The organism is Geovibrio ferrireducens, assembly GCF_026226615.1.
GTDB classification, from domain to species: domain Bacteria; phylum Chrysiogenota; class Deferribacteres; order Deferribacterales; family Geovibrionaceae; genus Geovibrio; species Geovibrio ferrireducens.
In genome coordinates, this window is sequence record NZ_JAJAPB010000001.1 from 1 (window position 1) to 17,445 (window position 17,445).

Consider the following 17,445-nt stretch of genomic DNA (forward strand, 5'->3'; position numbering starts at 1 on the left):
AAGGTAGTTATAAGAAATTCCACTAAGGAAGTCAACTACTTTTTTTAAAAGTTTTATCAACTGCCTTAACGACTTATTCTTCTGTCAAACACTTTTGGAAAACTAATCCCTCTCCCTTCTGCGGCACTCAAGCCCGTCCCGGAGAGGAAGGTTGTTATAAAGAAAGCTGCGAATTAAGTCAACATGTTTTTAAGAAAACTTTTAACATTTATTTCGTCTTTCTCATCAGGGCTTTAAACCCTTCCGCCACCCGGTCTCCCGTGCAGCGGAAGGTAGTTATACGAAAACGGCAGGAAGAAGTCAACCGTTTATTTTGAAAAATTTTAACTTTTTTATTTACTGTACATTATTAGTAGTTTATCTATTCAGCGAGAACGAATTTGCCGTTTTTAATCTCAACTATCACAAATGCATCCTTTGTAAGCCCGGTGTGATCAGAGGGTGACATATTGAATTCTCCGGCTATGCCGATGAATCCCTTCACCTTTTCTATCTCTGCGGGAAGCTTGTTCAGGTCGCCCTTGGATCTTTCATAGGCTATCTTAAATATATGGAACGCATCGTAGGCATGTCCGCCGAAAGCGCTTACAGGAGCATTGAATCTGGATTCAAAGTTCTTTTTGTAATCCATCAGCACCTTTTTGTATCTGTCACCTTCGGGAAGCTGGTCAGCGACTATGATTCTGCCCGCGGTGAGCTTTATGCCGTCAGCCGCATCACCAGCAAGTTCAATAAACTTGGCGGAGGCCGCACCCTGTGTCATATATATATTGCCCATGCCGAGAGCCTTGGCATTACGTGCTATAATTGCAGGAGCAGGTCCCACTCCCCAGCAGATTACCGCATCCACATCAGCCGCTTTGATTTTAGCAAGCTGGCTCGTCATATCCTTATCCGTATCACGGAACTTTTCCTCAATAGCTATATTGACACCGTACTTAGGAGCAACTTCCAGAAGGGCATCTCTGCCTGTCGTGCCGTAGCCGCTCTGCTCGGTGATGATCGCTATCTTCTTCTTGCCGTTTTTGACAAGGTGCTCGAACAGTTTTTCCACCACGAGGGTATCTGACTGAGCAGTTTTGAAGACATATTTATTTACAGGTGTAACAATCTGCTGGCTTGTGGCGCAGGAGATGAGAGGAAGCTTAAACCTCTCCGCAAGGTCTTTTATTACCAGAGTTGAGCCGGTTCTGGTCGGGCCGAGGACAGCAACAACCTTATCCTTTGTGGCAAGACGCTTGAAGTAGCTGAGGGTTCTGTTCTCATCCCCCTGGGTATCATAGAACACAAGCTCTATCTTATTGCCGTTGATTCCGCCTGCGGCATTCACCTGATCCACCAGCATTTCCACTGTCTGTTTTTCGGGAAGACCGAGATAGCCCGCGGGGCCTGTCACTGAAAAAAGAGCCCCAAGCTTGATTGTTCCGGCGAAAGCCGTCGCTGAAACCAGCAGCAGTGCGAATACCAATAACTTTTTCATACCAACCTCAATAAATTATATTTTTTCTATAAGAACGGTCGCAGAAGCGGCAATACCCTCGCCCCTTCCGGTAAAACCCATCTTTTCCGTTGTTGTCGCCTTAACACTTACCTCATCTATATATACACCGAGATCATCAGCTATATTCCTGCGCATATCATATATATAGGGAGCCATTTTCGGCATCTGCGCTATTATAGTGGAGTCGGCGTTAACAACTCTCCACCCTTCCCCTGCGGCCAGACGGACGGCCTCCCTCAGGAGAATGCGGGAATCTATCCCCTTATATTTACTGTCAGTATCCGGGAAGAGTCCGCCTATATCAGTATGGAGAGCAGCGCCGGCTATGGCATCCGTAAGCGCATGAAGAAGAACATCAGCATCACTGTGTCCGGCAAGCCCCTTTTCATAAGGGATCTCCACGCCGCCGATGATCAGTTTTCTCTCCTCTGCAAATCTGTGGGCATCAAACCCGCTGCCGACCCTTAATTTCACTTCTCAATTCTCCTTAAACGGAATGATACATGATTTTAATAGGAACCGCAAAATCTGTACATTATTTTTTTAAAAACCTTTTTTATTAATACGTTCATTTCCGCTTTATTTTTTAAGATCATTTGTGCATAATTAATTAAGAGCGTGTGTTCACGGGGTTTATTATGATAAACAGCTTATTAACAGGTCTGGGAGGAGCTTTAGTGCTTGTGTGCCTCTCATATATTTACACGCATATGACCCGCAGAGAGGATATTGAAAACGGTGCAATCGATTTCGGAGATCTGATGCATATGCTCAAAACAAAACAGAATCTCCGCCTGATCGATTTATCGGACTCAGCGCATTTTAAAATGCATCACCTCAAAGGGGCTGAAAATATACCGCCTCAGGCCTTCCGTAAACTTGCGGAAAGCATTCTTGACGAAAGGAAAACTGTTCTTTACTGCAAGTCGGGCAGGGAGTGCAGACTGGCCTACCAGTTCCTTAAGGAAAAAGGTTACAAAACCGATAATTTGTACTATCTTGACGCACAGATGATTTATACTTCCGTGTATAAACCCAAGGAGGCAATATGATAGTACGCGTAAGCGATATTGAGGCTAAGCACATCGAAAAACCGAGGGGAGGAACGGGAACCGCAGTTCAGATTCCCTATGAAGCGGCGAAACAGTACGGAGGGCAGATTATGGCCTTCGCTTTCATGGATCTCCCGCCGGAAGCATCTGTAGGCTATCACTACCACGAAAAGGATATGGAGATTTACGTTCTTCTGGACGGATTCGCCGAAGTTAACGACAACGGACGGGAAGACGTACTCACTCCCGGCGACATGATGATCACCGCCAGAGGCGAGGCGCACTCCATAGCCAATAAAACTGACAAAAATCTGTCTTTTATAGCACTGATACTGGAATAAAAGAAAATTTCATCATAAAGGGCGGCTTTTTCCAGGCCGCCTTCCCCTTTTCCCTTTAAATTCCGCCCGAAACGGTTGATTTTTCCACTCAGTTCTGTTTATATAGCTTGCTTTAGTATATGGAGGTCTGAAATGGAAAGAACTTTCGCAATCGTAAAACCTGATGCAACTGCCGCCGGCAACACAGGCAACATCCTTGCCCGCATCGAAAAAGAAGGCTTCAAAATTGTTGCCCTCAAAAAAATATTCATGTCAAAAAAAGAGGCTGAAGGCTTCTACGCAGTTCACAGCGCAAGACCCTTCTTCAACGACCTCACCAGCTTCATGAGCAGCGGCCCCTGTGTGGTTATGGTTCTTGAAAAAGAGGGAGCCATTAAAGAATGGAGAAACCTCATGGGCGCAACTAACCCCGCAGAAGCGGCAGAAGGCACGCTCAGAAAAGAGTTCGGCAAAAACATCGACAACAACGCAACTCACGGTTCCGATGCACCCGAAACCGCAGCAACAGAAATCGCATACTTCTTCTCTGCTCTTGAGCTTGTAGGTTAATAATTATGAGATACGTAAGCACACGGGGGAAAGTTCCCGCTGTTTCTTTTAAAGACGCGGTTATGATGGGGCTTGCCGATGACGGCGGTCTGCTTGTGCCTGAAAGTGTTCCCGCATTCACTGCGGATGAGCTGACAAAGCTTTCGGCGCTGGGGTATCCCTCGCTTGCTTACGAGATCATAAGCCGCTTCGCCACGGATATTGAGCCTACGAAGCTGAAAGAGATTATAGAAAAAAGCTACGCCGCTTTTGACACGGAGGAGGTTATCCCCGTTGTCAAAAAGGGCGGACTGTACATAGCGGAAATTTTCCACGGCCCCACTTTCGCCTTTAAGGACATAGCTCTTCAGTTTCTCGGAAACCTGTTTGAGCATATACTTGAGAAAAGGGGCGAGAAGCTCAACATAGTCGGAGCCACCAGCGGCGACACCGGCAGTGCGGCCATCTACGGCGTGCGCGGCCGGAAAAATATCCGCATCTTCATTCTGCACCCCAAAGGCAGGGTCAGCCCTGTGCAGGAGATGCAGATGACCTCAGTAACCGATGAAAATGTCTTCAATCTCGCTCTAAGCGGCACGTTTGATGACTGTCAGGACATTGTTAAAGAGATCTTCGGCGACCTGAAATTCAAGCATGACTTCTCACTCGGTGCTGTAAACTCCATAAACTGGGCAAGGGTTCTGGCGCAGATAGTATATTACTTCTGGTGCTCGTTCCGTGCGGCGGAAAACGGCAGAAAGCCGGTCTTCATAGTGCCCACAGGCAACTTCGGCAATATTTTCGCCGGATATTATGCGAAGCTCATGGGACTGCCTGTTGAGAAATTCATACTCGCTACAAACGAAAACAACATCCTCAGCCGCTTCATAAACGATGGGGATTACACCTCCAGAGAGGTTGTGGCAACATACAGCCCCTCAATGGACATACAGATAGCAAGCAACTTTGAGCGCTACCTTTATTTCTTCTATAATCAGGACGCTGCCAAGGTTGAAAGCCTTATGAAAACACTGAAAACGGAGAAAGGAATAAAATTCCCCGAAACTGACATAGCAAAAGTTCAGCAGGAATTCGGCACATACTCCGCCACAAACAAAGAGACAGAGGATGTCATAGCCTCATTCTATAAAACCACAGGCTACACGCTGGATCCCCACACCGCATGCGGAGTGGCGGCAGGGCTCAGGCTTGAGACAGAATCCCCGATCATATGCCTCTCAACGGCGCATCCGGCAAAATTCCCCGACGTGGTTGTGAAAGCGACAGGCAAAGCGCCTGAAAAACCCGCCGGAATAGTGAAGCTGGAAGGTCTGCCGAGAAAAGTTTCTGATATGCCTAATAACGCAGAGGCGGTTAAGGAATTCATAAGACGGAACGTTTGATGAAGACCCCTGCGGAACTGTTCGATTTTCCGCTCCCGGAAGAACTTATAGCTCAATACCCTCCTGAGACAAGGGGCGGCTCACGCCTGCTCCTTGCGGACAGGAAGGGTTCTGCCCGTGATCTGCTTTTTCATAATATTACCGAACTTATAGATGATGAATATTTCATTGTTATCAATAACACCCGTGTAATGAACGCCCGCCTTGAAGGCTTCAAACCCACAGGCGGCAGGGTGGAGATATTTCTGCTGGACAAAATTTCCGATTTCTCATTCACAGCCCTCACAGGAGGTAAGGTGAAGGAAGGAACGGAGGTTAATGTGGGCGAAGCGGTAATAAAAATCGAGAAATTTCTTGATGAAGGGCTCCGCATAGTCCGCTTCCTCACTCACACACCGGAAGAGGTGATGGAAAAGTGGGGGCATGTTCCCCTTCCTCCGTATATCCGCAGGGATGACAGCGAAGAGGACAAAATCCGCTATCAGACAGTGTACGCCAAGGAGGCAAGGTCAGTAGCCGCACCCACCGCAGGGCTGCACTTCACTGACAGTACTCTGGAAAAACTGCGGAACAAGGGTGTGCAGATACTTGAGGTTTCCCTAGATGTGGGCATAGGAACCTTCCGCCCCATGAAGGCAGATCATCTGGAAGATCACCGCATGCACTCAGAGCGCTACCATGTGAGCGATGAAACTGCGGACAGAATAAACAGCCTCAGAAACGAAGGGAAAAAGCTGATCTGTGTGGGTACAACAGCCATGCGGACAATGGAGTCCGTAACTGACGAAAAGCGCATAACCCGTGCAGGAAGCGGCGAAACGGACATCTTCATTAAACCCGGCTACTCCTTCAAGGCGGCGAACGCTCTCATAACGAACTTTCACCTGCCCAAATCCACACTCTTCGTTCTCGTCTGCGCCTTTGCCGGGCGCGAGTTTATGCTGAACACATACGCACATGCAGTAGCGGAAAGATACAGGTTTTTCAGCTACGGCGATGCCATGTTCATAAAGTAAAGCTACCTGAAATTTGAAAATATCAGACAGGAAATATAATGCTCAAATTCACACTGGAAAAAACAAGCGAAAAGTCAAAAGCACGCGCAGGGCGCATTGTCACTCCCCACGGCGAGATCGAAACGCCCATTTTCATGCCTGTGGGCACTGTGGGCTCGGTCAAGGGGGTTGCCCCACGTGAGCTGGATGAAATAGGCGCTCAGATAATTCTCGGCAACACCTACCACCTTCACCTCCGCCCCGGTGAGGACACTGTGGCACATTTCGGCGGGCTGGCGAAGTTTAATTCATGGAATAAACCCACACTGACAGACAGCGGCGGGTTTCAGGTTTTCAGTCTGGCTAAGCTGAACAAGATAAATGAGGACGGGGTTGAGTTCCGTTCCCACCTTGACGGCAGCAAGCTTTTCCTCTCACCTGAGAAATCAATGGAGATACAGCAGAAGATCGGCGCTGACATAATGATGGCGTTTGATGAGTGCGTGCCCTACCCCAGCGAGAAGATATACGTGGAAAAATCCCTTGAGCTTACCACACGCTGGGCGGAAAGATGCCTCAAGGCGAAAACCAGAGAGGATCAGGCGCTGTTCGGCATAATTCAGGGGGGCGTTTTCCCCGACCTGAGAAAGCGCAGCGCGGAACAGATATGTGCCCTCCCCTTTGACGGATTCGCAATCGGCGGCCTCAGCGTTGGGGAAGATATACCCACGATGTATGAGATCACGGATTTCATAACCGACTACATGCCTGCGGACAAGCCCCGCTACCTTATGGGGGTCGGCACACCGGAAGACCTGCTGAACGGGATAGAGCGCGGTGTGGATATGTTCGACTGCGTGATGCCCACGAGAAACGCCCGCAATGCGCTTCTTTTCACAAACAACGGCAAGCTGCACATAAAAGCAGCCAGACACAGGCTTTCTGACGCACCTGTGGACGAGGAATGCGGATGTTACACATGCCGCAACTTCTCACGCGGGTATCTGCGACACCTGTATAAATCCGGTGAGCTTCTGGCTCTCAAGCTCAATTCCATCCACAATCTGCACTTCTATCTTTCTCTTGTAAAACGGGCAAGAAATGCTATAAATAATGGGTTCTTTGAGGATTTCAAAAAGGAAATTCTGGATAAAATCAGTTTCGGAGGAGACAATGTTTAACGGTACTATGTTGGCTGCAAACGCACAGCCCGGACAGGGCGGAGCTTTAATTCAGCTTCTACCCCTTATTCTCATTTTCGCGATATTCTACTTTCTGCTTATCAGACCCCAGCAGAAAAGACAGAAAAAACACGCTGAAATGCTCGATGCGCTTAAAGCAGGTGACGAAGTGATCCTCGCCGGAGGTATCTACGGTAAAATTGACAGAGTCGCCGACCAGAACACTTTCATCGTCGAAATAGCTGACGGCGTTAAAGTCAAATCCGCTAAAAGCGGTGTGGCCAGCGTAGCTTCAGCCGGGGAGAAATAAACCTAATGAAACTAAGGACCAGATGGATCATCATTTTGATTGTAATGGTCTGGGCTGTTATTTCCGTTTTGCCCTACGGCAAAAACATGAAACTCGGACTGGACCTTCAGGGCGGTATGCATGTCGTTCTCGGCGTGGATACCGAAAAGGCGGTTGAGGGAAGGCTTGAAAGCTTTGCGGTAAAAATTAGAAAGGAACTCGCCGCAGAATCGGTCAACTTCGGCTATGTGCAGATGGATGACAGAGGCAGAATCAACATCGCCCTCAACAACACGGACGATGCTGAGAAGGTCAAGAAAATCATCTCTGACAGATACGATACCCTTGAATCTGTGGCATCATCCGGCAGCAATATCCTCAGCTACCGTTTTAACAATGCCGCTGTTAAACAGATTAAGGAATACGCCGTTGATCAGTCGCTTGAGGTTGTCAGAAACAGGATCGACCAGTTCGGCGTTACCGAACCGGTTATCCAGCGTCAGGGTCAGAACCAGGTTGTGGTTCAGCTTCCCGGCATAACTGAACCCGAAAGGGCAATCAGCCTCATAGGCAGAACGGCTCAGCTTAAGTTCCACATCGTAAACGAAACAGTTAACCCCGAAGACGCTGTCAGAGGAAATATACCCTTTGACTCAGTTCTTCTTTATCAGAAAACCACAGATAAAAACACCGGCAAGGTGCTCAGCAGTGTTCCCTTTGTTCTTAAAAGAGAGGCTGTGCTCACCGGAGACTACCTTGTGGACGCTTCCGTTTCCTTCACGCAGAACAACCTTCCCGCAGTTCAGTTCACGCTGGACTCAGCCGGAAGCAAGCTGTTTGAAGAGGTTACAGGTCAGAACGTAAACAGAAGAATGGCTATCGTCCTTGACGATAATGTTTACTCCGCACCTGTGATCAAATCAAAGATTGCGGGCGGCAGCGCCATAATCGACGGAATAGGCACACTTGAGGAAGCCAAAGAGATAGCAATCGTTCTGAGAGCGGGCAGCCTTCCGGCTCCTGTAAGCATCGAAGAAAACAGAACGGTAGGCCCGTCACTCGGTCAGGACTCCATCAACTCCGGCCTTAAGGCAGCAATCGCAGGTATCGCCGCTGTTATCATATTCATGGGAATTTACTACAGGATTGCAGGACTCATCGCAAACGTTGCGGTTCTTTTTAACTTCCTGCTTATCTTCGCTGTAATGAGCCAGTTTCAGGCCACGCTCACCCTGCCGGGTATAGCGGGCATGATACTTACCCTTGCTATGTCGGTTGATGCCAATGTTCTTATTTATGAGCGCATAAGAGAAGAGATACGCATAGGCAGAACATCGCTTAATGCTGTGGAGTACGGCTATGAAAAAGCTCTTTCCACTATCCTTGACTCGAACATAACAACAATCATCGCAGCCGTGGTTCTCTTCCAGTTCGGAACAGGCCCCATTAAAGGCTTTGCGGTAACGCTCTCCATCGGTATTCTTGCGTCCCTTTTCACGGCGCTGTTCTTCACCAGAACCGTTTTTGCCACCATTCTCGGCGGAAGCGAAACAAAATCCGTGAGCATATAGGGGAGGCTGAAATGTTTGAGATAATTAAACCCGGAACAAAAATAGACTTTCTCTCCTACACTAAATATTACTTCACAGCGAGCATCATACTCACTGTGATATGCTTCGGAATCCTCCTGTCAAAAGGCTTTAACTACGGCATAGACTTCGCCGGAGGAACTGTTATACAGGCTCATTTCGAAAAGGATCCTAACCTTGATGAGATCAGAAAAGCCATAAGCGGCGCAGGGATAGGCGATGCTATCATCCAGAACTTCGGTGACGGTGACGATGTGCTGATCCGTCTGGAGAAGCTGGATAAAGAGCTTGATGTAATATCTAAAAATGTTCAGAATGCACTGATCCAGACTTTCAACGATGAAAAGGTTGAGATAGTAAGAATTGAGCAGGTCGGCCCTCAGGTCGGCGAACAGCTCAAATCAAAAGCCTTTTACGCCGTTATCTACGCTCTTATAGGCATGCTGATCTATATTGCGGTGCGTTTCAGACCTATCTATGCGGTAGGCGCTGTGGCTGCTCTCGCTCATGATGTTATAATAACACTCGGAGTTCTGAGCATCACAGGCAGAGAGATTGACCTCACGATTGTTGCGGCTATCCTCACTATCGTGGGTTACTCCATCAACGACACAGTTATAGTTTTTGACAGGGTGCGTGAAAATCTTAAAGCCGAAGGCGGTTCATCCCTTTCAGTTAAAGATATTCTTAACAGAAGCCTTAACGAAACACTGACCAGAACCGTTATCACCTCCGGCACTACACTGTTTGCCGTAATCGCCCTTTACTTTCTCGGCGGTGAGGTTATCAACGGATTTGCCTTTACACTCCTTATAGGTATCGGCTTCGGAACCTACTCATCAGTATGCGTGGCAGCAGCCATCGTCTATATACTAATGACAAGGAAAGCCACAGGCGCAGTTGCCTGAGCTTCTGTAAAAAATTAAGACTTCAGGGCCGTCTCCGTAAGGGGGCGGCCTTTTTTTTTGCCTCATAGTATTGAAACAAAGCTATCCGAAGAGTAATATAAATAGATCGGAGGATATGATGTCATACACTACAAAATACTGCTCTGAGTGCGGAGAAGTGATAAGACGGAATGCTGAAATATGTCCGAAATGCGGAGTAAGGCAATATCCGCAAAGAGGAAGAAACAGGCTTGCGGCTGCTCTTCTGGCATTTTTTCTCGGCGGATTCGGCATACACAAGTTTTATCTGGGGAAAACAGGCTGGGGAATCTTGTATCTGCTTCTGTGCTGGACGTTTATACCAGGACTGGTGGCAATAGTTGAGTCTGTATTTCTGATTCTTATGAGCGATCAGGAATTTGACATCAAATACAATAACTGACATCAAAAAGCCCCGCTTCAAGCGGGGCCTTAGTAATCTTTTATTCGTGGTAGCCCAAGCGCTTGCTTATCTCGCGGGCATATTTTCTGGCCACAGGGAGAATCTGGTTCATGATCCTCTCATCCGTCATGCGGCAGGCAGGGCCTGTCACACTGAGAGCGGCAACGGGGATTCCCAGATAGTCCTTCACAGGGACAGCGACGCAGCGCACCCTCTCTTCAAACTCCTGATTATCCAGGGCGTAGTCATTTTCAGCAACCCCTCTCAGGTCTTTTTTCAGAACCGGGAGAGATGTGATTGTGTTGTCGGTATATCTCTTGAGCCTTGCGCCCATATAGATTTTGTTTATTTCCTCTTCCGAGGAGTACGCAAGCTGAACCTTGCCTATAGCGGTGCAGTATGCGGGTACATCCTTGCCCACGCGGGAAACGACACGCACAGGGAGGCTTGTTTCAACTATATCAAGGTAGATAACATTGCCTTCGCGGAGTATGCCTATATAGACCGATTCGTTAACCTCAGCGACAATTTTCTCCATGAAGGGTCTGGAAAGCTTAAGTATGCCGAGCTTGCTGACGAACTTCTGACCGAGGTTGAATATTCCTATCCCCAGACGGTAGTTTTCAGTGTTGAAGTTCTGCTCTATGTAGCCTCTGGAAGCGAGGGTGGCAAGCAGCCTGAATACATTGTTTTTGTGCAGTCCCAGTGACTTGCTGAGTTCGGTAACTCCGAACTCGTCTTTATTTTCCGCAGTTCTGAACACTTCAAAAAGCTGAAGCGCGTGGTAAACTGACTGGACAGGCTTTACATCCGGCTTATAAACCATAAAATACTCCTTAAAAATACCCATTGACGGGCTAATGAAACATGTGTTGTGCGAAACTGCACAATCATAACGTTTATTCTTATAATAACAGGCTAACGTTTGAAAGAATATAAAATATCGTTATAAACAAAACAAGTTTTTTCTTTGTTATCAGAAAAAATAATTACTGCTTGTTTTAATCAGCCGTTAATCTGTTTAATGCTAAGTTTATCTGCCAAGTCTGAGATGTCGTAACCGCTGGGATTCTGAAATACCCTTAAATCGAATTCCCTAACAGCGGCAAGCAGATGATCGAAAATATCCGACTGAATGCCTTCGTAGCTCACCCAGTTTATATCATTGGAAAAAACATAAACCTCAAGGGGCAGACCTTCAGCAGTCGGAGCCAATTGTCTTACCAGAAAGGTCATGCTCTTGTCTATCTCTTTTTTTTGTCTGAGGTATTCGAGGATATACGCCCTGAAAGTGCCTATATTGGTCAGTCTGCGGCCGTTTACGCTGCATTCGCCGGAAACGCACTTATTGGCCTCTGCCAGTTCATCCTTTTTCCGCTGGAGATAGTCTCTGAGAACGTCTATCCGTTCGAGATTTTTAATATCCTGTTCCGTCAGGAAGCGTATGCTTTTTTGATCTATCAGGATAGAACGCCTTATCCTTCTTCCGCCGGATTCCCGCATTCCTCTCCAGTTACGGAAAGAACCGTCTATCAGCTTATGGGTGGGGATGGTGACTATGGTGTTATCAAAGTTCTTCACCTTTACAGTGTGCAGAGCCATTTCGGTCACGGTTCCGTCGGCTCCTGTTCCGGGAACCTCTATCCAGTCACCTACATGGACAAGGTCATTAAAAATAATAAGGAGGCTTGCCACAAAGTTCATGATAGTGTCCTTGAACACCAGCATGATTATCGCAGTCATTGCTCCTATTCCGCTCAGTATAGCCCATGGTGATTTGCCAAGGAAGAAGCAGACAACAAGAATCGCCCCCATGATAAACAGGAATATCTCAATGAGCTGCACATATCCTTTTATGGGTCTTGTTACTGCCACAGGGAACTGCTCGTAAACCTCAACGGCGGAGCGCAGGAGCCGTCTGGCGAAGACCACTATCATAACAGTTATATAAACATTCAGAAGTCTGATAAGCGGAGTCTCAAATGCCGGGAAAAACTGCATTCCGTAATGTATAACGAATACCGGAGGCAGTGTGAAAACTATGTTAAATACCTTATTCTTAAGGAAAACATCATCCCACTCCGCTGCGCTGCGCTTAACTGCGGCATGAATGAGCCTCAGTATAAAAAATCTCGGTACAGCGTAAGCAAGGAAAACAAAGAAGAGAATCACACCCGCTTTAATCAGACCTTCCAGCGGTATATTCATGTAGGAAAGTATTTCAATCATTTTTTCTTTCATGCTGTGGCGTCAAAACCTCCCAAATGTAATGCTGAATCCTTTTTTACTTCGAAAACCGCCTCGTCCTTCTGTTCATATTTTTTCCAGCGGATGAGGGCGCTTTCAACCTCTGCATTTTTAAGCATTTCCGATATGTCGGTCTCGCTTTTCACCAGTATATCAAAAACATCACCGATCTGCCTCACGGTGATGAATGTTTTGCCTATTTTGCTGAATTCAAGGGAGATATACATGATTCCGCCCCCCTTGTCATCCTTTTTGTACCTGACAAGGGCATCGCTTACATCCTCGTCCTTTGTTTTAAGATAGCTCACCAGACCATCCGCCATGAGAACATTCACAAGCTGGAGCCTTGTTATTGCTTCCCTTGCGGGAACATCCTTCTCTGTGTATGCGCGGAACTTTTCATCACCTGTGACCTGTTCATCGTTTGCCAGCTTATTCTCAAAGAAAATGCCGCTCTCTTTTATGGCCGCCTTTATGTCATCCGCGCTGAGATTCAGCAGGCTGAGGCTTGAGAATTTCCCTGTGCTTTTCAGAAGTGCCGCGAAATCAAACTTGCCTACCTCGGTTTTTACACTCAGCGGATCTAGGTTTTCTATGGGGGTTTTCATCACCATGAGTTCAAGGAAAGGATCTGTTTTAAGAATCTGCGCCTTAAGGGTGTTCAGCACTGTCTGGCCTATGTCAGCCTTGAAGAGGTAGCCCAGCGCATCCAGCAGCTTAAGCCCGTCCCCCATTGTGCGCACTATATTGAGATTCAGAGTGTCACCTTCTTTAACACCGGGCACAGTGCCTTTCAGCAGGCGGAATATCACCGCATCCGCACCGTCCTCTGTCTGCACGCCGGACTGCGCCGCGGGTTTCACCACTGCGGAATTAAAACCGTCTTCAAAATTTCTGATTATTTTAAGTTCGACCTGAGAACCGCTGCGGACCACCTGAGCGCGGAAGCGGGTGCTTTCGCCAAGCTCAGTGTCAAGGGTTGCGGTAACCTGACGGCCTTTAAGATTTATAAGATACATTCCGTTGTTCATTCTGCGCACAACGGAACCGCCCAGCTTCTCACCCTCCATCAGTTCCAGAAGTTTTCCGCTCTGGTCTGTCAGACCCGGCTGCCCGCCGGAACCTACCTTCATGCGCCCATGCTGCGCACTATCTTAACCTCGGTGGTGGAGATGCCCAGTTTTCTGGCTATTTCAGAATCGGGCATGCCGTCTTCGGCAAGCTCCCTTATCTTTTCCTTAAGGGTCTTCTCCGGTTTTGCCTTTTCCGCTGCCCTGCCGTAATCGGCCAGTTTGGAATCCGCAAGCACCGTGAGGTCTTCCAGCACGCTCTCCCTTTCTCTGATGGAGTTTTCAAGCTTTGTGGCTATGCGCTCACTCTCTATCACAAGCTCCCTGAGTTCCTCTATAAACGGATACAAATCGGAGGGTGTGACTTCTATAAGCTTCTTCTCAAGCCTGCGCACCTTCGCAGCAAGAGCCGCAATAACCAGCACAAGAACAAGCAGAATAATATATGTTATTATCAAGAGAGCGGATGTTGTCATTTATCCCTCGCTTCTTTTAAAAGCTCTCTGTCCTTTTCAAAAACGTATCTGATGATATTTTCCTTAACAGCTTCTTCCATATCGGTAAATTCCAGATCCGCCAGTATGCCCAGCTTTGTCTTGCGGCCGCCTGCCACTTTACCCACAGCAGAAAAGCGCAGCCTGCCCCCTGTGTCGAAGGATCTGGCTTCCAGAAAGATAAGCTCGCCCATTTTCAGCGTTCCGTCAGTGAAAAAGCCGCAGCCTTCGCTGCTTATGTAGAGCGCTTTAACCGTCTGGAGATCGGTTTCCTTATTTTCGGCATCAGCAAGGTATACAAGCTTCTCCAGTTTGGAATCCATTTCGATAAGGAAGCGGAAAAGATGCTGATTGGTTATGCTTTCGTTCGGGATAATCGACTGAATCTTGTTTACCATACTGTTCTTATTGGAAGCGTTATTCCTTTCCGCCCTTCTGGCATAGGAGGAGTACTCATCGGCCGATATTTTTTTAATGTCAAAAAAGCCTTTATACTCCACTCTGTGGGCGCATTCCGCTTTCCCGCGCAGGTCTTTGACAACTTTGAGAAATACCTGTGTCCCTTCGGCCTTGGTGAACTCAACCTGAACACACTTCGATGCGCCGGCCTCATGCCACTGGAGCGTCATCTCAAGGCTGTCAGACATCATTGCGGGGGAGTATGAGGCAAGCTGTAAAACAAGGGGAGCCTTGGAGGTAAGCTGGCCGTAAACTGTTCTTATATCATCAGGATATATAATGCTGAGCCTTGCGCGGACTATCACTTATTACGCCTCTATATCTATAAAATGCCCCGTTTGGCTTTCCGGCGGGGCTTTCCGCTTCTTCTTTCCCTCATCCCGTTTTTTGCGGTTTCTGTCATCGATATTGGGATTTTCGGAGCGGGGTACATTTGTGACCGAACGGGCATTCTGCTCATTCTGCCTTGCCATTTCAGAGGCAAGGTGAGCATGGCGCTGTTCCGCGTTTCTTTCCATAACTTCCTGCACCTTTTCGGTAACAGGGGTTTTGTTCATGATGACCTGAACATCAATCGGACCGGGAGCCATACGTTCACCTCCGACTTATATGATGCTGAATCTGCGGCTGTCCTGATCTTCTTATCGGCAGCAATCCGTATTATATAAGTTAGGCCGCAATTCGTGAAAAGCCATGAATTCCTTATCTTGTTTAGGGCTGTTTATTTCAGGTACACTATACCGCCGCCGAAGTTTTTCATCTGGAATTTATCGCTTATCTTGTTCAGGGTTTCGGAGTGGCCGAGGAACAGATAACCCGGATCGTTCAGTGTTTTATGGAAGGTCTCAATCACCTTGATCTTGGCTTCCATATCGAAATATATCAGCACGTTGCGGCAGAAAATTATATCAGCTTTGCCGAACTTGGAGGCGACCATAGGGCTGAGCAGGTTGCCCTGAAAAAACTTGACCTGAGAGGCTATCGCCGGATCAAGCTTAAACGAAAACCCGTCCTTGGTGAAGTACTTATCAACTATCTGCTGGGGAACCCCTCTGAACGATACACTGCGGTAAACGGCCTGTCTTGCCGTTTCCAGTACCTCGGTGTTGATGTCCGAAGCGTATATCTCAATGCTCATCCTGTTCAGGAGACCCGCCTCGTTAAGCAGAATCGCCATTGAATAGGCTTCCTCGCCGGATGAACTGGCAGAAGACCATATCCGGATACTTCTTTTCCCCTTTGCCTGAAGCTCAGGGATTACAGTTTTTATCATGTAATCCATCTGGGCGCGCTCACGCAGGAAGTAGGTTTCATTTATTGTCACGAGATTGAGAAGAATCTCCATCTCCTCTTTCTTCTTAACGTTGTACTTAAGGTAATAGATGTAGTCTTTGAAGCTGCTGAAGTTCAGTTCCTGAAGCCTTTTCGTCAGCCTGTTTTCAAGCAGATATTTTTTGCTGTCCGAAAAAGATATGGCGGAACTGTTGTAGATGATGTCCTTCAGCTCAACAAATTCGTCATCCTTTATTTTGATCGTTCCGATTTGAATCATAACACTTCCAGTATATTCTGAATCTTTTCACGGACATACTTGTTCTCTTCCGCTGTGAGTCTGCTGCGGAGAATATCCTTGTAGCCCTGAGGCTTTATGGTGTCCAGAATTTCCACAGCTTTAAAGCGCACAAGCCAGCTTTCATCAGAAGCAACCATCACGGCTGCGGTTTCCGCCGCGCTTTCAGGCTTGATTTTCATAAGGGCTCCCAGAACCTCCTTGCGGACATCCTCGTTGTCATCCTTAACCAGCCCCTGCAAAAATGCAGAGGAATCATACCTGATTTTGCCCAGTGCCTCGATTATGGCAAGCCGTACATTCTCTTCGACAGCGGCGTAAGCGCTTATGAGCTTTTCTGCGCTGACCTCGCTGTGCATTTCGCCCAGCGCCTTCACCGCGAAGTAACCCACCCAGCTGTCTTTATCTGTAATCCGTTTAAGTATTTCGTCAACCTTATCCTTGGCTTTGATGCGAACAAGGCCGCCTGCGGAGGCTTCCCTTACCTTAAGTGATTCGTCATCAAAACCGGCAAGGAGAATGTCCGCCACGCCGGGCTTATTGAACCCTGCGAGGCTCTTTACGGTAAATGCCCGCACATCCTCATTTTTCTCGGCTTTAAGATGCTCAAGCAGGATGGCGTAACTTTTAGAATCGTTGATAAGAGAAAGAGCCTGGGAAGCTACTATACGAAGCCGGGGGTTTCCGGCCATGAGAAGAGAGCCTATCTTTTCCGCATCGCTGTCATCAGCCAGAAGGGCAATGGAACCGGCAGCAGCCTCAGCAACATCGCTCACACTGCTTTTAAGGAACTCATACAGCCTTTCCTTAACAGAAAGCTCGCCGAACCAGCCTAAAACAAGTATAGCCGCGCGGACTACGGAGCCTGAATCGCTGTCGAGACACTCTCTGACCCTTTCCGTGGCATCGTAGTCATGCGCTTTTCCTATGGTAAGCACTGCGTACTCCTTAAGCAGAGGATCATCCCCCTCAAGCACATCGTACAGCCTTGCCTTTATATCGTCTGTGTAATTTTCCGCTATGTAGTCGGAGACTCTGTCCGCCTCTTCGGGGTCGAATAACTTTTCCAGAAGCTCATCCGCATTAAACGAAGTGTAGTCCTGAGAAATATTGAACAGCGGAAGCAGGTTTGTCATATCAAAAAGCTGATGCACCTCTTCACTGACGTTTACAAGGAGAAGTTCAGCCTTCTTTTTCTGCACCTCTTTCTTGAAAGCCAGAATGGTGGCCAGAGATTTACTCTGCAAAAACAGGCAGTTTTTAAGATCAAGGATAACTTTATAGATCTCTGTTTCCGCCCTTACAGCCGCCAGACCTTCGTTAAGCCCTTCCACATGTTCATCAGCGCCTATTACGACGCGGAGAGTGTCTTTGTTTCTGGTAAGTTCAACGCCCAT

At 47.6% G+C, this 17,445-nt stretch carries 20 protein-coding genes; 10 read left to right on the top strand and 10 right to left on the bottom strand.

The window, feature by feature from the left end; translation table 11 throughout:
* Nucleotides 1-361: 361 nt before the first annotated feature.
* Nucleotides 362-1,480, bottom strand: coding sequence for an ABC transporter substrate-binding protein (locus tag OSQ85_RS00005; RefSeq protein WP_265820562.1), 1,119 nt, complete (start codon nucleotides 1,478-1,480; stop codon nucleotides 362-364).
* Nucleotides 1,481-1,495: 15 nt separating this feature from the next.
* Nucleotides 1,496-1,975 (bottom strand): 2-C-methyl-D-erythritol 2,4-cyclodiphosphate synthase, encoded by a 480-nt coding sequence (ispF, locus tag OSQ85_RS00010; RefSeq protein ID WP_265820564.1) that lies wholly within the window; start codon nucleotides 1,973-1,975, stop codon nucleotides 1,496-1,498.
* A gap of 164 nt (nucleotides 1,976-2,139) precedes the next feature.
* Here ispF and OSQ85_RS00015 point away from each other — a divergent pair, with 164 nt between their 5' ends.
* The 10 genes from OSQ85_RS00015 to OSQ85_RS00060 all read left to right on the top strand — a co-directional run bounded on the left by OSQ85_RS00015 (nucleotide 2,140) and on the right by OSQ85_RS00060 (nucleotide 10,208).
* A complete protein-coding gene (locus tag OSQ85_RS00015) occupies nucleotides 2,140-2,553 on the top strand; it encodes a rhodanese-like domain-containing protein (RefSeq protein WP_265820565.1) in 414 nt (137 codons plus the stop codon).
* Nucleotides 2,550-2,894: a cupin domain-containing protein gene (locus OSQ85_RS00020; RefSeq protein ID WP_265820566.1), complete on the top strand. Its 345-nt coding sequence runs from the start codon at nucleotides 2,550-2,552 to the stop codon at nucleotides 2,892-2,894. The genes OSQ85_RS00015 and OSQ85_RS00020 overlap by 4 nt, the downstream gene beginning before the upstream one ends.
* A 132-nt stretch (nucleotides 2,895-3,026) precedes the next feature.
* The gene (gene ndk / locus OSQ85_RS00025) at nucleotides 3,027-3,443 is read left to right on the top strand and encodes a nucleoside-diphosphate kinase (protein ID WP_265820568.1); all 417 of its coding nucleotides are present in this window, start codon (nucleotides 3,027-3,029) and stop codon (nucleotides 3,441-3,443) included.
* A gap of 5 nt (nucleotides 3,444-3,448) precedes the next feature.
* On the top strand, nucleotides 3,449-4,825 hold the full coding sequence (gene thrC / locus OSQ85_RS00030) for a threonine synthase (protein WP_265820569.1): 1,377 nt from the start codon (nucleotides 3,449-3,451) through the stop codon (nucleotides 4,823-4,825).
* On the top strand, nucleotides 4,825-5,841 hold the full coding sequence (queA, locus tag OSQ85_RS00035; protein WP_265820570.1) for a tRNA preQ1(34) S-adenosylmethionine ribosyltransferase-isomerase QueA: 1,017 nt from the start codon (nucleotides 4,825-4,827) through the stop codon (nucleotides 5,839-5,841). The genes thrC and queA overlap by 1 nt, the downstream gene beginning before the upstream one ends.
* A gap of 38 nt (nucleotides 5,842-5,879) precedes the next feature.
* On the top strand, nucleotides 5,880-7,001 hold the full coding sequence (tgt, locus tag OSQ85_RS00040) for a tRNA guanosine(34) transglycosylase Tgt (RefSeq protein WP_265820571.1): 1,122 nt from the start codon (nucleotides 5,880-5,882) through the stop codon (nucleotides 6,999-7,001).
* Nucleotides 6,994-7,311, top strand: coding sequence for a preprotein translocase subunit YajC (yajC, locus tag OSQ85_RS00045; RefSeq protein WP_265820573.1), 318 nt, complete (start codon nucleotides 6,994-6,996; stop codon nucleotides 7,309-7,311). Before tgt ends, yajC begins: the two co-directional genes overlap by 8 nt.
* Before the next feature lie 5 nt (nucleotides 7,312-7,316).
* Complete coding sequence (gene secD, locus OSQ85_RS00050; protein WP_265820575.1) at nucleotides 7,317-8,861, top strand: protein translocase subunit SecD; 1,545 nt, start codon at nucleotides 7,317-7,319, stop codon at nucleotides 8,859-8,861.
* 11 nt (nucleotides 8,862-8,872) lie between these two features.
* Nucleotides 8,873-9,787, top strand: coding sequence for a protein translocase subunit SecF (secF, locus tag OSQ85_RS00055; protein ID WP_265820577.1), 915 nt, complete (start codon nucleotides 8,873-8,875; stop codon nucleotides 9,785-9,787).
* A 118-nt stretch (nucleotides 9,788-9,905) separates the two neighbouring features.
* On the top strand, nucleotides 9,906-10,208 hold the full coding sequence (locus OSQ85_RS00060) for an NINE protein (protein ID WP_265820579.1): 303 nt from the start codon (nucleotides 9,906-9,908) through the stop codon (nucleotides 10,206-10,208).
* 40 nt (nucleotides 10,209-10,248) lie between these two features.
* Here OSQ85_RS00060 and OSQ85_RS00065 read toward each other — a convergent pair whose 3' ends face one another.
* From OSQ85_RS00065 to OSQ85_RS00100, 8 genes are all read right to left on the bottom strand, one after another.
* Nucleotides 10,249-11,034, bottom strand: coding sequence for an IclR family transcriptional regulator (locus OSQ85_RS00065; RefSeq protein ID WP_265820580.1), 786 nt, complete (start codon nucleotides 11,032-11,034; stop codon nucleotides 10,249-10,251).
* 179 nt (nucleotides 11,035-11,213) lie between these two features.
* Nucleotides 11,214-12,437: a mechanosensitive ion channel family protein gene (locus OSQ85_RS00070; RefSeq protein ID WP_265820581.1), complete on the bottom strand. Its 1,224-nt coding sequence runs from the start codon at nucleotides 12,435-12,437 to the stop codon at nucleotides 11,214-11,216.
* Nucleotides 12,438-12,445: 8 nt separating this feature from the next.
* Nucleotides 12,446-13,588 carry a hypothetical protein gene (locus OSQ85_RS00075; protein ID WP_265820582.1) on the bottom strand — a complete coding sequence of 381 codons (1,143 nt, stop codon included), beginning with the start codon at nucleotides 13,586-13,588 and terminating at the stop codon, nucleotides 12,446-12,448.
* The gene (locus OSQ85_RS00080; protein ID WP_265820583.1) at nucleotides 13,585-14,001 is read right to left on the bottom strand and encodes a hypothetical protein; all 417 of its coding nucleotides are present in this window, start codon (nucleotides 13,999-14,001) and stop codon (nucleotides 13,585-13,587) included. The genes OSQ85_RS00075 and OSQ85_RS00080 overlap by 4 nt, the downstream gene beginning before the upstream one ends.
* Complete coding sequence (locus OSQ85_RS00085; protein ID WP_265820584.1) at nucleotides 13,998-14,783, bottom strand: PilZ domain-containing protein; 786 nt, start codon at nucleotides 14,781-14,783, stop codon at nucleotides 13,998-14,000. Before OSQ85_RS00085 ends, OSQ85_RS00080 begins: the two co-directional genes overlap by 4 nt.
* Before the next feature lie 3 nt (nucleotides 14,784-14,786).
* The gene (locus OSQ85_RS00090) at nucleotides 14,787-15,068 is read right to left on the bottom strand and encodes a hypothetical protein (RefSeq protein WP_265820585.1); all 282 of its coding nucleotides are present in this window, start codon (nucleotides 15,066-15,068) and stop codon (nucleotides 14,787-14,789) included.
* A gap of 131 nt (nucleotides 15,069-15,199) precedes the next feature.
* The gene (locus OSQ85_RS00095) at nucleotides 15,200-16,030 is read right to left on the bottom strand and encodes a CheR family methyltransferase (RefSeq protein ID WP_265820587.1); all 831 of its coding nucleotides are present in this window, start codon (nucleotides 16,028-16,030) and stop codon (nucleotides 15,200-15,202) included.
* On the bottom strand, nucleotides 16,027-17,445 hold the full coding sequence (locus tag OSQ85_RS00100; RefSeq protein ID WP_265820589.1) for a HEAT repeat domain-containing protein: 1,419 nt from the start codon (nucleotides 17,443-17,445) through the stop codon (nucleotides 16,027-16,029). The genes OSQ85_RS00095 and OSQ85_RS00100 overlap by 4 nt, the downstream gene beginning before the upstream one ends.

What these genes read in the sequence shown, in the direction of transcription:
- secD (WP_265820575.1), top strand. Translation starts at nt 7,317, where the DNA reads ATGAAACTAAGGACCAGATGGATCATCATTTTGATTGTAATGGTCTGG.
- OSQ85_RS00095 (WP_265820587.1), bottom strand. Translation starts at nt 16,030, where the DNA reads ATGATTCAAATCGGAACGATCAAAATAAAGGATGACGAATTTGTTGAG.
- OSQ85_RS00065 (WP_265820580.1), bottom strand. Translation starts at nt 11,034, where the DNA reads ATGGTTTATAAGCCGGATGTAAAGCCTGTCCAGTCAGTTTACCACGCG.
- OSQ85_RS00015 (WP_265820565.1), top strand. Translation starts at nt 2,140, where the DNA reads ATGATAAACAGCTTATTAACAGGTCTGGGAGGAGCTTTAGTGCTTGTG.
- ndk (WP_265820568.1), top strand. Translation starts at nt 3,027, where the DNA reads ATGGAAAGAACTTTCGCAATCGTAAAACCTGATGCAACTGCCGCCGGC.
- thrC (WP_265820569.1), top strand. Translation starts at nt 3,449, where the DNA reads ATGAGATACGTAAGCACACGGGGGAAAGTTCCCGCTGTTTCTTTTAAA.
- OSQ85_RS00075 (WP_265820582.1), bottom strand. Translation starts at nt 13,588, where the DNA reads ATGAAGGTAGGTTCCGGCGGGCAGCCGGGTCTGACAGACCAGAGCGGA.
- OSQ85_RS00070 (WP_265820581.1), bottom strand. Translation starts at nt 12,437, where the DNA reads ATGATTGAAATACTTTCCTACATGAATATACCGCTGGAAGGTCTGATT.
- tgt (WP_265820571.1), top strand. Translation starts at nt 5,880, where the DNA reads ATGCTCAAATTCACACTGGAAAAAACAAGCGAAAAGTCAAAAGCACGC.
- OSQ85_RS00005 (WP_265820562.1), bottom strand. Translation starts at nt 1,480, where the DNA reads ATGAAAAAGTTATTGGTATTCGCACTGCTGCTGGTTTCAGCGACGGCT.
- OSQ85_RS00100 (WP_265820589.1), bottom strand. Translation starts at nt 17,445, where the DNA reads ATGGGCGTTGAACTTACCAGAAACAAAGACACTCTCCGCGTCGTAATA.
- OSQ85_RS00090 (WP_265820585.1), bottom strand. Translation starts at nt 15,068, where the DNA reads ATGGCTCCCGGTCCGATTGATGTTCAGGTCATCATGAACAAAACCCCT.
- OSQ85_RS00020 (WP_265820566.1), top strand. Translation starts at nt 2,550, where the DNA reads ATGATAGTACGCGTAAGCGATATTGAGGCTAAGCACATCGAAAAACCG.
- OSQ85_RS00060 (WP_265820579.1), top strand. Translation starts at nt 9,906, where the DNA reads ATGTCATACACTACAAAATACTGCTCTGAGTGCGGAGAAGTGATAAGA.
- secF (WP_265820577.1), top strand. Translation starts at nt 8,873, where the DNA reads ATGTTTGAGATAATTAAACCCGGAACAAAAATAGACTTTCTCTCCTAC.
- queA (WP_265820570.1), top strand. Translation starts at nt 4,825, where the DNA reads ATGAAGACCCCTGCGGAACTGTTCGATTTTCCGCTCCCGGAAGAACTT.
- yajC (WP_265820573.1), top strand. Translation starts at nt 6,994, where the DNA reads ATGTTTAACGGTACTATGTTGGCTGCAAACGCACAGCCCGGACAGGGC.
- OSQ85_RS00080 (WP_265820583.1), bottom strand. Translation starts at nt 14,001, where the DNA reads ATGACAACATCCGCTCTCTTGATAATAACATATATTATTCTGCTTGTT.